The organism is Halococcus sp. AFM35, assembly GCF_051195015.1.
Taxonomy (GTDB): Archaea; Halobacteriota; Halobacteria; order Halobacteriales; family Halococcaceae; genus Halococcus.
In genome coordinates this window covers 48,364-61,542 of sequence record NZ_JBNTJU010000009.1, presented here as the reverse complement: position 1 = coordinate 61,542, position 13,179 = coordinate 48,364, and the positions used below count along the sequence as shown (strand labels likewise).

The window sequence follows — 13,179 nt, the reverse complement described above, 5'->3', positions numbered from 1 at the left end:
CGAAATATTTATATATGAGTTTCGAGCCGGAACGCCGTTGACGCGGGAAGGGGTACACAGAGTGTGACGCTCATCGGTCTCGACGACACCGACTCGCGCGAGCAGGGGATGTGCACGACGTATCTCGCCGCACGGGTCGCCGAGGAAGTGCGCGCGGCCGGCGGAGCGGTCGAACGATTGGTGCTCGTCCGACTCAACCCCGCCATCGAGCACAAGACGCGGGGCAACGCCGCGCTCTGTGTGCACACCGACCTCGCTGCCGAGAAGTCTCTCACCATCGCCCGCGAGGCGGTCGAGGCCCTCGCCGCGACCGATGACCCGCGGACGAACCCCGGTATCGTGGTTGCGCCGGGTGACGACGCACCGGAACCGGTCGTCGAGTTCTCTCGGCGCGCGGTTCGCGAGTTCCTCACGCTTGCGGAGGCCGAATCGCACGTCGAATCGGTCGGCTATCGCCACACCGGCTGGGGAAATTCGAGAGGCGTCATCGGCGCGCTCGCGGCGGTCGGCGCGTGGCAGGCATTCGATGACCCGACCTACGAATACATCAGCTATCGGGAGTCTCACAGACGGGGAACGCCGCGCGACATCGACGCTGACTCGCTGTTTGCGGCCGCCGACTGGGGCTATCCAAGCGCATGGGACACCGTCGACCGCGGCGAGGGAGCGATGGTCTGCGTGCCGCACGCGCCCGGCCCGATTCTCCACGGGATTCGTGGCGACGACCCCGAAACCGTCCGTGCGGTTGCCGAGCGCATCGAGAACGAACCAGTCGAGCGAGGAGGCCTGTTCGTGACCAATCAGGGTACCGACGCGCACCTGCGCGACGGCACAATCGAAACCAGCGAGGACGGACGAGCCTACCGGCTCGATGGTCGGGTGTCGAACGCGCCAACAACACGCCGTGGCGGGCACGTCTTCTTCGAACTCGGCGACGGTGATGGCGCGCTCGCCTGTGCGGCCTTCGAACCCACGAAACGGTTCCGCGAGCGGGTTCGCGCGCTCCGGGTCGGCGACGACCTCACCGTCTGTGGCGAGGTTTCGGAGGGTACCCTGAAACTGGAGAAGTTCGCCGTCCGCGACCTCGTGGACACCGAGCGCACAGTTCCACCCTGTCCCGACTGCGGGCGCTCGATGGAGAGTGCGGGCCGCGGACAGGGTTATCGCTGTCGGGACTGCGACACGAGTGCACCGGGGAAAGTCGCGCGACCGGTCGAGCGCGACCTCGAAACCGGCTGGTACGAGGTGCCGCCGTGTGCGCGCCGCCACATCGCCAAGCCGCTCGTGCGTGGCGGGTTCGACGCACCGACCCATCCCGAGCGCTGACGCCACGGATTCAAGCGCCTGCGTCCCCGAGCGCCGTGCATGGGGATTCGACGCGGGTTCGTCACGCAGGTCGGGATGGGCTACGAGGAAGCGTTCGGGCATGCCGGGGAATTCGACCTCGATTTCGTCGAATTGATGATGGATGGCGCACATGAACGGTCCCGACTCGACGCCGAAGCAGTGCGCGAAAGCGCCGCCGAGAATGACATCGACCTCGCCGTGCATCTCCCCTTCGCCCTCGACATCGCCTCGCCGTTCGAACACGTCCGCGAGGGCGCGCTGCGCGAACTGCTCGCGGCCATCGAAACGGCCGCCGACTGCGGTGCCGAAAAGGGCGTCGTCCACGCGAGCACGTCGGCGTGGTCGCCCGCCTGGGAGCACGCTGACCTCCACGACCATCTCATCGACTCGGTGCGCGAACTCGACGAGTTCGCCGACGAACACGATTTCGAGATATGCGTCGAGAACGTTCCCGGTGACTTTTTCCCGAGCGAGTCGTTTCCGCGCCTGTTCGATGAAACAGGGGCGAACATGACCTTCGACACCGGCCACGCGCGGATGAACGGGATGGATTCGAAGGAAATGACCGACTTTCTCGCTACGCACGGCGAGCGAGTGTCCCATCTCCACCTGAACGACACCCGCCGGCCCGCCGACGAGCACCTGCCCTTCGGCGCTGGCACGCTCGATTTCGGGGCGGTTCTCGAACCCGTGCAACAGAACTGGACCGGCACGCTCTCGATTGAGACGTTCACGCTCGATTGGGGCTACATCGAGACGAGCGTCGAGCGGCTCGACGCGCTCCTCTGAGTCAGTTCTTCGCTCGACCGGTCAGCGGCACCACCACGTCGGCGTCAGCGGCGAGCACTCCGCGCTCGCGGTAGTCTCGGAGAGCGGCCGGTGCGACAGCGCTCGTCGGCTCGACGGGGAAGCCCGCCCTGTGGAGGCGTTCGTGTTCGCGTTCCGTTGCATCGGCGTCGATGGCGATTGCGTCGCCGCCCGTTTCCGCGATGGCTTGCTCGATCTCGTCGGCACGGACCGGTTCGCGGATGTGGATGCCGTCGGCGCGGTCGTTGTCGCTCTCGGAACCCCCGACGAATGGAGCGTAGCCGGTTGCCTGTGCACCGAGTAGCCGTGGCTCCGCGGCTAGCCAACCTGCATCGGCGAGTGCGCGAAACCCACGATAGAGACCCAAAAGTAGCGTGCCGTGGCCGAGCGGGCAGACGACGGCCTCGGGAACCTGCCAGTCACGCTGGGCGGCGATTTCGAGGGCCACCGTCTGAGTGCCGGCGTAAAACGACGGTCGCCACGCGTGGCTCGCGTACCAGCCCGCACCCGTCTCGACGGCGTCGATGGCCGCCTTCGTCACGTCCGCTCTCGACCCCTCGACGCGAACGACCTCCGCACCCGTACGCTCGATGGCCCGGAGCTTCGCCGCGGTCGCGTCCGCTGGCACGTAGATTTCGCTTTCGAGGCCTGCACGGGCCGCATAGGTCGCGATGGCGGTTCCTGCATTCCCCGACGAATCCTCGATGAGGCGCTTGGCCCCACAGGCGAGCGCCCGCGAGACCGTCACCGCTGCGCCGCGGTCCTTGAAGCTCCCCGTCGGCGAGACGGATTCGAGTTTGAACTCGGTGTTCGAGGTGGGTGCGCCGAGGAGCGGCGTCCAACCCTCGCCGAGCGTGACGCGGCGCTCGACGGGAAGGAAGTCGTCGAGCGTCCACAGACCCTCGCGGGTGTCGAGGGTGGCCGGTGCGGGCGGGGAGCCGTCTGGCAGCGGTCGGGTGACGAAATCGAGTGGCTGCCCACACGTACACCGCCAGCGGTCGGCGTAGCGATTTCCGCAGGCAGCACAGCGGAGGTCGGGTGGCATACCACTCGAACGTGCGTCACGAACCAGTACCTGACGGTCCATCGCGGCGTTTTCGTGTGGTCGGCGGTGCGGCTGCGGTGCGGTGCCTGGCGGATGAAGGGCGAGCGAACGGAGTGAGCGCGGTTCACTGCGAACGAGCGTAGCGAGTGAGCAGGAGTTTTTAGTCCAGGTTTTTGGACGGGGGTTGAGCGCGAGCGCAGCGAGCGCGATGCCCCCGTGTAAAAAAGTGGGGTTCGGTTATCGCTCGTCGATGGGGACGAACTCCTCGTCTTTCGGCCCGACGTAGCGTGCGCGTGGGCGGATGAGGCGGTTGTCGGACTGGTATTCGAGGACGTGGCCGACCCAGCCGCCGACGCGGCTCATCGCGAAAATCGGCGTGTACATGTCGAGGTCGATACCGAGTTGGTAGTAGACAGTCCCCGAATAGAAGTCGACGTTGGGTGCAAGCCCCTTCGCCGGGAAGTCCTCCTCTTCGGTGAGGTATTCCTCGATGGCGGCGGCGTAGTCGTACCACTTCTTCTCGCCGGAGGTCTCGCCGAGTTCTTCGGATTTCTTCGAGAGGATTTCCGCACGCGGGTCCTTCACGTTGTAGACGCGGTGGCCCCAGCCGGGAATCCGGCGGTCGTTGTCGATGGCGTCGCGGATCCATTCGGTGGGGTCCTTGTCGCTCTCGTCGAGTTCGAGTAGAGTTTCCATCACGTCCTGATTCGCACCACCGTGAAGCGAGCCCGCGAGCGCGCTGATTCCACCGGTGACGGCGCTGTAGGTGTCGGCAAGCGTGCTGGCGATGACCATGCCGGTAAAGGTCGAGGCGTTGAGGCCGTGGTCGGCGTGGAGGATGAGCGCCATGTCGAAGGTCTCGGCGGCCACGTCGTCGGGTTCCTCGCCGGAGAGCATGTAGAGGAAGTTCGCGGCATAGGAGAGGTCCTCGCGGGGGTCGATTGGGTCCTGGCCGTTGCGCAGGCGGTCGTAGGCCGCGAGCACCGTGGGCACCTTCGCGGCGATGCGGCGGCCCTTCCGCAGGGAGGCATCGAGGTCCTCGGGGTCGGTCTCCTCGGCGTCGCTCGCAGACAGCATCGAGACCGCGGTTCGCAGCGCGGCCATCGGGCGCTCGCCCGCCTCGGCGAGGTCACGCAGCGTCGTGATGACCTCCTCTTCGACCGCGTACTCGGCGGATAGCTCCGCGACGAACGAATCGAGCGCGTCGCGGTCGGGGAGTTCGCCGTGCCAGAGCAAGTGGAGGACCTCCTCGTAGCTCGCCTCGCGCGCGAGGTCTTTGATGTCGTAGCCGCGATAGACGAGTCGCCCGGCGTCGCCATCGATGTGACTGAGCGAGGATTCCGCGACTAACACGTCGTCGAGGCCCTTCTGGAGGTCATCGGCCATACGTAGGGATTCGGACCTTCCGGGAAAAGCATTACCGTTGCACCGCGGCAAGCTTTTCCCATCGCCTGTCGAATTTCGGGTATGCCACGGGAGGTCGGCTACGAGCCACGGAGCGTCAAACAGCTCCTCGCGGAGATGAAGGACATCGCCGAGCTCATGATCGACCTCTCGTACTCGGCGGTGCTTCTGGACAACCGGGAGGTCGCCGCGGAGGTGCTCGAACTCGAAGCCGAGATGGACGTCCTCCAGCTCAAGACGCGGATGAGCCTGCTGATGGCCGCCCGTAGCCCCGACGACGCCGAGGCGCTCGCCCCAGTAGTGGGTATCGTCGGCGCGACCGAGAAGGTGAGCGATGCGACCGGCGACATCGCCAAGATAGTCCTCGAAGAGATCGGTCTGCCCGATGCGATTCGCGGCGCGCTCCCGGAGGCCGTCGAGACGGTCGTGCGTGCACAGGTCGCCGCCGACGCGCGCTTCGCCGGGTCGACACTCGGCGACCTCAACCTCGAAAGCGAGACGGGCGTGCGGGCGATTGCGCTGCACCGTGCGGGCGAGTGGGTGCTCAACCCCGACCACGAGACGGCGCTGCGGGCCGAGGACGTCGTGCTCTTTCGCGGTCCCGAGGCGGCGCTCGCGGGCGTCTATCAGAGCACAACCACCACCGCCTACACGCCGGCAAGCCCGCCGGAACCGGCCATCGGGGACTTAGAGCGGGCAACCGATTCGGTAGTTCTCATGAAAAACATGAGCGAACTCGCCGTCGACTTGGCCTACGGCGCGGTGTTGTTCGACAGCGACGACCTCGCCAGCGAGGTGGTGAGCCTCGAAGCCGAGGTCGACGCGCTCCAAGACCGCTTCGAGGCGTGGACGCTCCGGGCGGCGGGCCGCATCGACGACCCCGTCTCGCTGCGTGGGCTGGTCCACCTCGCCCGCAGCACGGAGGTCATCTCCGATGCGGCCGTCGAGATCAGCGAGGGCGTCCTCAGGGGCATCGGCTCCCATCCCGTCATCGCCGAGGCCGTCGGCGAGTCCGACGAGGTCATCGTCCGGCTGACCGTCGCGCGCGGCAGCGACCTCGACGGGGCGACCCTCGGCGAAAAGACGGTCAAAACCGAGACCGGGATGCGCGTCATCGCCGTCCGGCGGACAGGAAAGGAAGACGTCACCGGCGAATCGGTGACGCCGGAGACGGTGACGCGGACGCGCGACGAGTGGGAAGTCTCGCCCGGCCCCGCAACCGAACTCCGGGCGGGCAACGTGGTGCTGGCGAAGGGACCGCGGACGGCCGCCGAACGACTCGGCGCGCTCGCCGGCGAGGACAGTTAGGGCTCGCGCGCGAGCCGATAGGCCGAGACGAGCGTGAGCGCGAGCGCGACGAGCGCGGCGACGGCGAGGGCGAGCGTCAGCGCGAGCGTCAGAAAGAGCAGCGGCGACCCGCGCGTGTCCGCCGACGGTCCCAGCACCTCGAAAACACGGAAGAGATAGGCGAGCACGGCGACCGCAACGCCGCTGGCGAACCCGATTTTCGCGTTCCGGGCGACCGACAGCGCTGCCATGAATCGGGCAGTCGGCGGGCGCTCGGGAGCGTCCCTCGACACGTTCGAACCACGTTTGGCACCCCCAAATCCGCGTCGGTTCGGCCCGAATATCGAACGCCTCAAGAGCGTCGGGAAGTCCTGTTTCGATAATGACGAGCCTCGGAACTGCGAGCGCCGCTCCCGGCGAAATCGACACCGGGCGATTGCCGGTCGGCGAGACGCGCGACGGCGCTCGGGCGGGGCTTCCCGTCTGTGTCATCAACGGTGCGGAAGCGGGCAAGACGCTCTACATACAGGCCGCAAGCGACGGCGACGAACTCAACGGCGTCGGCGTCGTTCGGAAACTCGTCCCTCGACTCGACCCAACGAATCTCGCAGGCACGATTCTCATCGTCGGCATCGTCAACATCCACGCCTTTCAGGTGGCCGAACACCGCAATCCCGTCGATGACACCAAACTGAATCGGGCCTACCCCGGCGACGAACACGGCACCTCCTCCGAGCGCATCGCCGCAGCAACCTTCGACGTCGTCAAGCGGGCGGACCTCGCGCTCGACCTCCATCAAGGCTCGACCAGCCGGATGATTCACGAAACCAGAGTCCGCTGTGGCCCGCGTCACCACCTCCACGGCGAGTGTCTCGACCTCGCACGGACCTTCGATTGTGGGCACGTCCTCGACCAGAAGGGACCGGACGGTCAGCTCGCCCGCGCCGCTCCCGACGAGGGGATTCCCACCATCGACCCCGAACTCGGCGGTGCAGTGGGTCTCGACGCCGACAGCGTCCGTGCGGGCGTCGAGGGCGTCCGTAACGTTCTCACGGCGCATGGATTCCTCGACGGCGACATCACCAACGGCGACCAGACCCGCGCGACCGGCTTCGAACAGTACGGTGCGCCCGCCGGCGGTCTCGTCGACTTCGAGGTCGACCTCGGCGAGCGCGTCGAGCATGGCGACCGGCTCTTCCGCGTGACCGACGTCTTCGGGCACGTGAAAGCCGAAACGACCGCCGACGTCGACGGCGTGTTCTGGCGCAGCCGCCGCCTTCCCCAAGTGGCGACCGGTGAGTACGTCTGCTCGGTCGGCACCGACATCGATACCGTCTAAAACCCCACTTTTTTCTGTGCTACGAGACGGCGAAGCCGTCTCGGCATCCTCAAAAGAGCCGTCGGCTCTTTTGGACGGGGCGATTCCGAAGGAATCGCTTGCAGTCGGCGCGACGCGCCGACGACCTCGCGGGACCGAAGGTCCCGCTCAGTGACGAAAGGCGCTTCGCGCCTTTCGAACCACGTCGGGTCGACTCACTTCGTTCGCCGACCGCTCCTTGAAAAATCTGGAGTGAAAACACCCGCTCGCAAACCGCGCGAGCGGTGTTCTCGTGAACGACCGCAGGGAGTGAGCGAGAGCCAGAGAGACGCGAAGCGTCTCTCGTGAACCGCGCTCGTTTCACTCGCGCGGACGCTCACGAACTGCCACCGCGCAGCACAGCACCGCAGAAGCCCTCGGCACTCCCTTCGGTCGTGCCTCGCCCTTCATCCACCAGGAGAGCACGGCTCTCCTGAGCCTCGGCTCGCTTCGCTCGCCGAGACGCCAGGGACCGCAACCGCGCCGCCACCGCAGCGGCCGCCGACCGCACCCGCTAAGTGTGGCCGAACCGAACGTGACAGTATGGACCACCGCGAACTCGGCGATTCGGGGGTCGAGGTATCGGAAGTCGGCTTCGGCGCGTGGGTCGTCGGCACCGACTGGTGGGGCGACCGCGGCAAAGAGGAGAGCATCGAACTGGTTCGCCACGCCGTCGACCAAGGTATCACGTTTTTCGACACCGGCGACGTCTACGGCCACGGCCGGAGCGAGGAACTCATCGGTGAGGCGCTCGCCGAGCGCCGCGACGAGGTCGCCATCGCCAGCAAAGTGGGCTATGACTTCTACAACAACCCACAGGCCGGCCACGGCGAGATTCCGAAGGAGATAACGCCCGAATACATCCACGAGGCGGTCGAAAAGAGCCTCGACAGGCTCGACATGGATCACCTCGAACTGCTCCAACTCCACAACGCGAACGTCGACGAGGTGGACGAAGACATCTTGGAGGCGCTCGACGAACTGCGCGAGTCGGGCAAAGTCGAAGCCATCGGCTGGGCGCTCGGTCCCTCCATCGGCTGGCTCGCCGAGGGCGACGCGGCCATCGCCAACGAGTTCGACGCCGTCCAAGTCGTGTTCAACGTCTTCGAGCAGACGCCGGGCGCGCACTTCATCGAGACCATCGCGGACCTCGATGCCGCGACGAGCATCCTCCCCCGCGTCCCGCACTCTTCCGGACTGTTGAACGAGCAGGTCACGCCCGAGACCGAACTCGACGCCGGCGACCACCGTGGCTTCCGGCCCGACGAGTGGTACGACACCGGCTGGGAGAAAGTCGAGAAGCTGCGCTTCCTCGAACGAGACGGTGAGCGGACGATGGGACAGGCGGCCATCCAGTGGCTGCTCGCCCACGACGAGGTCGCCTCGGTCACGCCGACCTTCCGCACGACCGCGGACGTCGACGAGTGGGCCGCCGCGCCCGACACGTCCGCACTCTCCGAGGACGAACTCGCCCGCGTCGCCGACCTCCACGCCCGCGACTACGACATCGAGCGCGACGACGGAATGGAAGGGCTTCGCTCGTCGGTCGATGGGACTGACCTCGAAGCGGTCGACGCGGCACACGCTGGCGACTGATCTCGATTCGCTCTCGTGTCTGCCGACTGCTGCTGCGGCAGTTTGCCGCAGCGGCGGTGCGGTTTGCGGTCCCTGGCGTCTCGGCGAGCGAAGCGAGCCGAGGCTCAGGAGAGCCGTGCTCTCCTGGTGGATGAAGGGCGAGGCACGACCGAAGGGAGTGCCGAGGGCTTCTGCGGTGCTGTGCTGCGCGGTGGCGGTTGCGGTCGGCATCCGTGCGAGCGAAGCGAGCGCGGTTCACCGCGAGCGCCACAGGCGCGAGCGGGTGTTTTTCATGAACGTTTTTGCGAGGGGTCGAGCGCGAGCGACTGCGGGGAGCGAGCGCGAACCCCCGAAGTAAAAAGGTTCTATTCGGGCTGTAGGCCTTCCTCCTCGACGCGCATCACGGCCTCGCCGTCGGCGAGGTTGGGGGCGTCGACGAGTCGGACGATGCGTTTGGTCCCTTTGGATTTGCGGAGGTACATTCGGAAGGTGGATTTGTGGCCGAGGATGTTGCCGCCGATGGGCTGGGTCGGGTCGCCGAAATAGGAGTCGGGGTTCGAGGCGACCTGATTCGTCACGACGGTGGCGGCGTTGTAGAGATTCCCGACCTTGTCGATGTCGTGGAGGTGTTTGTTGAGTTTCTGCTGGCGCTGGGCGAGTTCACCACGGCCGACGTACTCGGCGCGGAAGTGCGCGGTGAGCGAATCGACGCAGACGAGGCGGACGGGCCAGTCGGAATCCTCGTGTTCGCTGGCGATATCTTGGGATTTCTGGGCGAGCAGAATCTGGTGGTTCGAGTTGAACGCCTTGGCGACGTGGATGTTGTCGAGGATCGCGTCGATGAGTTCGTCCATCGCCTCCTCACTATTAGGACTGCCCTCGATTTCTCGCTGGTCCATCGCGGCGGCGAGCGCGTCGTCGGGTAGGCCGCGCACCATCTGGGCGATACGCTCGGGGCGGAAGGTGTCCTCGCTGTCGATGAAGATGGCGCTGCCCTCCAGTCCGCCGTACTCTTGGGGGAGTTGGACGTTGACCGAGAGCTGGTGAGTGACCTGCGATTTGCCGGCACCGAACTCGCCATAGACTTCGGTGATGGACTGGGTTTCGACGCCACCGCCGAGGAGGTCATCGACTTCGTCGACCTGCCACGAGAGCTTGCCGATCTGCTCGCGGCGTTCGAGGACGTTCGCGCCCGTCTCGAACCCGCCGATGTCGGCGGCGTCGCGCGCGGCGTTGATGATGTCCGCGGCCGTGCTCTCGCCGATATCGGCCGTATTGGAGAGTTCGCCGGGGCTGGCCACCGCGATGCCCTGATAGGAGTCGAAGCCGGACTCGGTGAGTTTGTCCGCGGTCGCGGGACCGACGCCCGGCAGGCTCTCTAGGTCTTCGGTTGCTGCCATACGACCGGGTTGTGCGGCTTCGGTGATAAAGCCTCGTTAACAGCTCGGCGGAAGTGAAGCGACGGCGGGATTCGTTACTCCCACGGATGCGTGCCCGTCGAGGGCCAGAGCGGATACCAATACTCCTTGTCCTCTTCGACGTCGAGTTCACCGTCGAGGACCGATTCGAGCTTGAACTCCACACTCGAATCGCGCTCGTTGCCCGCCCGTGGCGCGAACGGGTAGTACGCCCCGCGCCGGAACGAATACACCCAGTACACAGGACCATCCTTCTCGAAGCCAAAGAGCGCCGCGAGCAGTCGCGAGCCGTAGCCGCGCTCGATGAGCGTGTCGGCGGCAAAGTGCACGCTCGTCACCAAATCCTCGAAATCCGGGTCTTCGAGCACGACCCACTCGTAGCCGTGTGAATCGTCGACGAAGCGGGCCTCGGTGCCCGTCTCGACCTCGCCCGCGTCCAGAATCGCCTCGACCTCCTCGACCGCGTTTGCGAAGTCGGTGCTGTCGACGCCCGAAAAGCAGAGTGCGGCCACGCCCGCGGGGTCGAAGCCCAGATCGGCCTCCATCGTGAGGTGGGCCGTGCTCATCCCGAAGAGGTCGTCGGGGTCGGCGTCACGCGTCGCATCCGCCTCCGCACTCATCCCGAGCGCCGACCGGAGTCCGTCGAGAAATCCCATGTCCCGGATTCGTGTGCCAGCGGTAAAAACCGAAGTGATACGACGAATCCATCACGGGCGGTCGGCGCGCGGGAGTGTGCGAAGCACACGACTCGCACGAGGGATGAGAAGTAGCCTTACGCCGTTTCGAGTTCGCGCTCCATCTCCCGCAGCCGCTCGATGCGGTTCTCGGTCGAGGGATGCGTCGAGAGGATGCGCCCAATCGCGCCGCTCTTGATGGGGATGATGAAGAAGGCGTTCATGTCGGCTTGCTGGCGCATGTCGTCGGTCGGGACCTTGTCCATCCGCCCGTCGATTTTCATGAGCGCGGAGGCGAGCGCCGATGGTCGGCCGGTGATGACCGCACCACCTCTATCGGCGGCGAACTCCCGGTAGCGCGAGAGCACGCGCACGAGCAGGAACGACACCACGGCGACGACGAGCGAGACGAGGATGGCGACCAGTACGGGTGCACCGCCCTCCTCGCTGTCGCCACTGAACAGCCAGCCCCAGCGGACGATCATGAACGCGAGCGTCGAGAGGAACGTGGCAATCGTCATCACCATCACGTCGCGGTTCTTGACGTGGGCGAGTTCGTGGGCGAGCACGCCCTCCAACTCCTCGCGGTCGAGCGTGTTCATGATGCCCGTCGTCACACACACGGTGGCACTCGACGGCGAACGTCCCGTGGCGAAGGCGTTCGGCGTCCGGGTGTCGGCGACCGCCACCGTCGGCTTGGGGAGGTCGGCCTGCTGGGCGAGCCGGCCGATAGTGGCGTGGAGTTCGGGATACTCCTGTTCGCTGACCTCGTGAGCACCCATGCTCCGGAGGGCGAGCTTGTCGCTGAAGAAGAACTGCCCGCCCATGAACAGCGCCATGATAACCACAGTCCAGACGAGTCCGATCCCGGAGTACGCGAGCACCCCGAGAAAGACGACGTACAGCACGAGCAGCAGGACCATCGTCAGTCCCATCCGGGCGCGGAGACCCCAATCAGTCTTCCATTCCATGTGGCTACCGATAGGCGCTCGATTCATAAGTCTCCGTCGCTCGCCGTTCGAATCGGCTCCGTGGTCGTCGCTCGCAGCAGACGAACGGCCGTGTGGCACGCCGTTTAACCCGTCCGAGGCGCTACGAACGCCAATGAGTCAGTCACGCCAGTTCTGTCCGCGCTGTGGCGACCCTGTGGAGGGCGAACCGGAAGCGGGCGGACGGACGCCGCTCTGTGGGGACTGCTATTTCGACGAGTTCGACCTCGTGGAGGCCCCCGAGCGCATCGAGGTGCTCGTCTGTGCGACCTGTGGGGCCGTCAAGCGCGGCAATCGCTGGGTCGATGTCGGCGCGCGCGACTACACCGACGTCGCGGTCGACGAGGTGACGGAGGCTCTCACGGTACACGTCGACGCCGAGGAGTTCTCGTGGGGGGTCGACCCCGAGCAAGTGGACGAAAACACCATCCGCATGCACTGTCGGCTCTCGGCGGTCGTCCGCGGCGAGTCGGTCGAGGAACGGGTGACGGTCCCAGTGAAGGTCTCGCGGGGAACCTGCACGCGCTGTGGCCGCATCGCCGGCGATTACTACGCCAGCACCGTCCAGATTCGTGCGGGCGGCCGTACCCCGACCGACGCGGAGACCCAGCGCGCACTCGACATCGTCACCGACTACGTGCACGAACGCGAGGCAAACGGCGACCGCGACGCCTTCATCACCGACATCGACGAGACGGCCGACGGTGCGGACGTCAAGCTCTCGACCACCAAGCTCGGGCAGGCGGTCGCCGAACGCATCGTCCGGCGCTTCGGCGGCGAGTTCGACGAGTCGGCAACGCTCGTCACCGAGGACGAGGACGGCGACGAGGTCTATCGCGTCACCTACGCCGTCCATCTCCCGGAGTTCACACCGGGCGACGTCATCGACCCGGCCGACGACGATGGGCCGGTATTGGTCGAGAGCGTCCGGGGCAACCTCAAGGGCGTGCGCGTGACGACCGGCGACTCCTACGAGGCGGCCTTCGAAGAGGGCATCGCCCCGGATGCAACGCTGCTCGGCCGGCGGGAGGACGGTGAGGAAACGACGCTCGTCGCCGTCGAGGACGACAGGGCGATACAGGTGTTGGACCCCGAGACCTACGTGGCCAAGACCGTCTCGCGGCCGACGTATCTCGATACCGACGCCGACACCGTGGACGTGCTCAAGAGTCGGGCAGGGCTGTACGTGCTCCCGGCAGCCGAAAGCGACTAATCGCTCGCGGCGCTCGGGGAGATATGAATCGCCAGCAGTTCATCGCCATCCTGTTCGTCCTCC

General features: G+C 66.2%; 12 protein-coding genes. 6 read left to right on the top strand and 6 right to left on the bottom strand.

Annotated elements, in window-relative coordinates; translation table 11 throughout:
• Positions 1–63 precede the first annotated feature (63 nt).
• Together ACQUQO_RS09190 and ACQUQO_RS09185 are read left to right on the top strand one after the other, a co-directional pair.
• On the top strand, positions 64–1,326 hold the full coding sequence (locus ACQUQO_RS09190) for a TiaS agmantine-binding domain-containing protein (protein WP_435077688.1): 1,263 nt from the start codon (positions 64–66) through the stop codon (positions 1,324–1,326).
• 39 nt (positions 1,327–1,365) lie between these two features.
• Complete coding sequence (locus tag ACQUQO_RS09185) at positions 1,366–2,136, top strand: sugar phosphate isomerase/epimerase family protein (protein WP_435077687.1); 771 nt, start codon at positions 1,366–1,368, stop codon at positions 2,134–2,136.
• A 1-nt stretch (position 2,137) separates the two neighbouring features.
• Here ACQUQO_RS09185 and ACQUQO_RS09180 read toward each other — a convergent pair whose 3' ends face one another.
• Positions 2,138–3,199 carry a pyridoxal-phosphate dependent enzyme gene (locus tag ACQUQO_RS09180; RefSeq protein ID WP_435077686.1) on the bottom strand — a complete coding sequence of 354 codons (1,062 nt, stop codon included), beginning with the start codon at positions 3,197–3,199 and terminating at the stop codon, positions 2,138–2,140.
• 237 nt (positions 3,200–3,436) lie between these two features.
• Positions 3,437–4,585, bottom strand: coding sequence for a citrate synthase (citZ, locus tag ACQUQO_RS09175; protein ID WP_435077685.1), 1,149 nt, complete (start codon positions 4,583–4,585; stop codon positions 3,437–3,439).
• Positions 4,586–4,666: 81 nt separating this feature from the next.
• Here citZ and ACQUQO_RS09170 point away from each other — a divergent pair, with 81 nt between their 5' ends.
• Positions 4,667–5,911 (top strand): potassium channel family protein, encoded by a 1,245-nt coding sequence (locus ACQUQO_RS09170; RefSeq protein ID WP_435077684.1) that lies wholly within the window; start codon positions 4,667–4,669, stop codon positions 5,909–5,911.
• Here the strand turns inward: ACQUQO_RS09170 and ACQUQO_RS09165 are convergent.
• Positions 5,908–6,183, bottom strand: a complete 276-nt coding sequence (locus tag ACQUQO_RS09165; RefSeq protein ID WP_435077683.1) for a DUF7536 family protein — start codon at positions 6,181–6,183, stop codon at positions 5,908–5,910. The two genes, ACQUQO_RS09170 and ACQUQO_RS09165, sit on opposite strands and share 4 nt — an antisense overlap.
• An 89-nt stretch (positions 6,184–6,272) precedes the next feature.
• Between ACQUQO_RS09165 and ACQUQO_RS09160 the strand changes: the two genes are divergently transcribed.
• Both ACQUQO_RS09160 and ACQUQO_RS09155 read left to right on the top strand, forming a co-directional pair.
• Positions 6,273–7,229, top strand: a complete 957-nt coding sequence (locus tag ACQUQO_RS09160; RefSeq protein WP_435077682.1) for a succinylglutamate desuccinylase/aspartoacylase family protein — start codon at positions 6,273–6,275, stop codon at positions 7,227–7,229.
• Positions 7,230–7,790: 561 nt separating this feature from the next.
• A complete protein-coding gene (locus ACQUQO_RS09155) occupies positions 7,791–8,843 on the top strand; it encodes an aldo/keto reductase (protein WP_435077681.1) in 1,053 nt (350 codons plus the stop codon).
• Positions 8,844–9,187: 344 nt separating this feature from the next.
• Here the strand turns inward: ACQUQO_RS09155 and radA are convergent, their stop codons facing one another.
• From radA to htpX, 3 genes are all read right to left on the bottom strand, one after another.
• Positions 9,188–10,222: a DNA repair and recombination protein RadA gene (radA, locus tag ACQUQO_RS09150; protein WP_435077680.1), complete on the bottom strand. Its 1,035-nt coding sequence runs from the start codon at positions 10,220–10,222 to the stop codon at positions 9,188–9,190.
• A 74-nt stretch (positions 10,223–10,296) separates the two neighbouring features.
• Positions 10,297–10,896, bottom strand: coding sequence for a PspA-associated protein PspAB (gene pspAB / locus ACQUQO_RS09145; RefSeq protein WP_435077679.1), 600 nt, complete (start codon positions 10,894–10,896; stop codon positions 10,297–10,299).
• Positions 10,897–11,012: 116 nt separating this feature from the next.
• Positions 11,013–11,885 (bottom strand): zinc metalloprotease HtpX, encoded by an 873-nt coding sequence (gene htpX / locus ACQUQO_RS09140; RefSeq protein WP_435077678.1) that lies wholly within the window; start codon positions 11,883–11,885, stop codon positions 11,013–11,015.
• Positions 11,886–12,018: 133 nt separating this feature from the next.
• Here htpX and ACQUQO_RS09135 point away from each other — a divergent pair, with 133 nt between their 5' ends.
• Positions 12,019–13,116: a 60S ribosomal export protein NMD3 gene (locus ACQUQO_RS09135; RefSeq protein ID WP_435077677.1), complete on the top strand. Its 1,098-nt coding sequence runs from the start codon at positions 12,019–12,021 to the stop codon at positions 13,114–13,116.
• Positions 13,117–13,179: the final 63 nt, after the last annotated feature.

Coding starts and splice junctions, on each gene's coding strand:
- pspAB (WP_435077679.1), bottom strand. CDS start 10,896: ATGGGATTTCTCGACGGACTCCGGTCGGCGCTCGGGATGAGTGCGGAG.
- ACQUQO_RS09160 (WP_435077682.1), top strand. CDS start 6,273: ATGACGAGCCTCGGAACTGCGAGCGCCGCTCCCGGCGAAATCGACACC.
- ACQUQO_RS09170 (WP_435077684.1), top strand. CDS start 4,667: ATGCCACGGGAGGTCGGCTACGAGCCACGGAGCGTCAAACAGCTCCTC.
- ACQUQO_RS09180 (WP_435077686.1), bottom strand. CDS start 3,199: ATGCCACCCGACCTCCGCTGTGCTGCCTGCGGAAATCGCTACGCCGAC.
- ACQUQO_RS09155 (WP_435077681.1), top strand. CDS start 7,791: ATGGACCACCGCGAACTCGGCGATTCGGGGGTCGAGGTATCGGAAGTC.
- ACQUQO_RS09135 (WP_435077677.1), top strand. CDS start 12,019: ATGAGTCAGTCACGCCAGTTCTGTCCGCGCTGTGGCGACCCTGTGGAG.
- citZ (WP_435077685.1), bottom strand. CDS start 4,585: ATGGCCGATGACCTCCAGAAGGGCCTCGACGACGTGTTAGTCGCGGAA.
- htpX (WP_435077678.1), bottom strand. CDS start 11,885: ATGGAATGGAAGACTGATTGGGGTCTCCGCGCCCGGATGGGACTGACG.
- ACQUQO_RS09185 (WP_435077687.1), top strand. CDS start 1,366: ATGGGGATTCGACGCGGGTTCGTCACGCAGGTCGGGATGGGCTACGAG.
- radA (WP_435077680.1), bottom strand. CDS start 10,222: ATGGCAGCAACCGAAGACCTAGAGAGCCTGCCGGGCGTCGGTCCCGCG.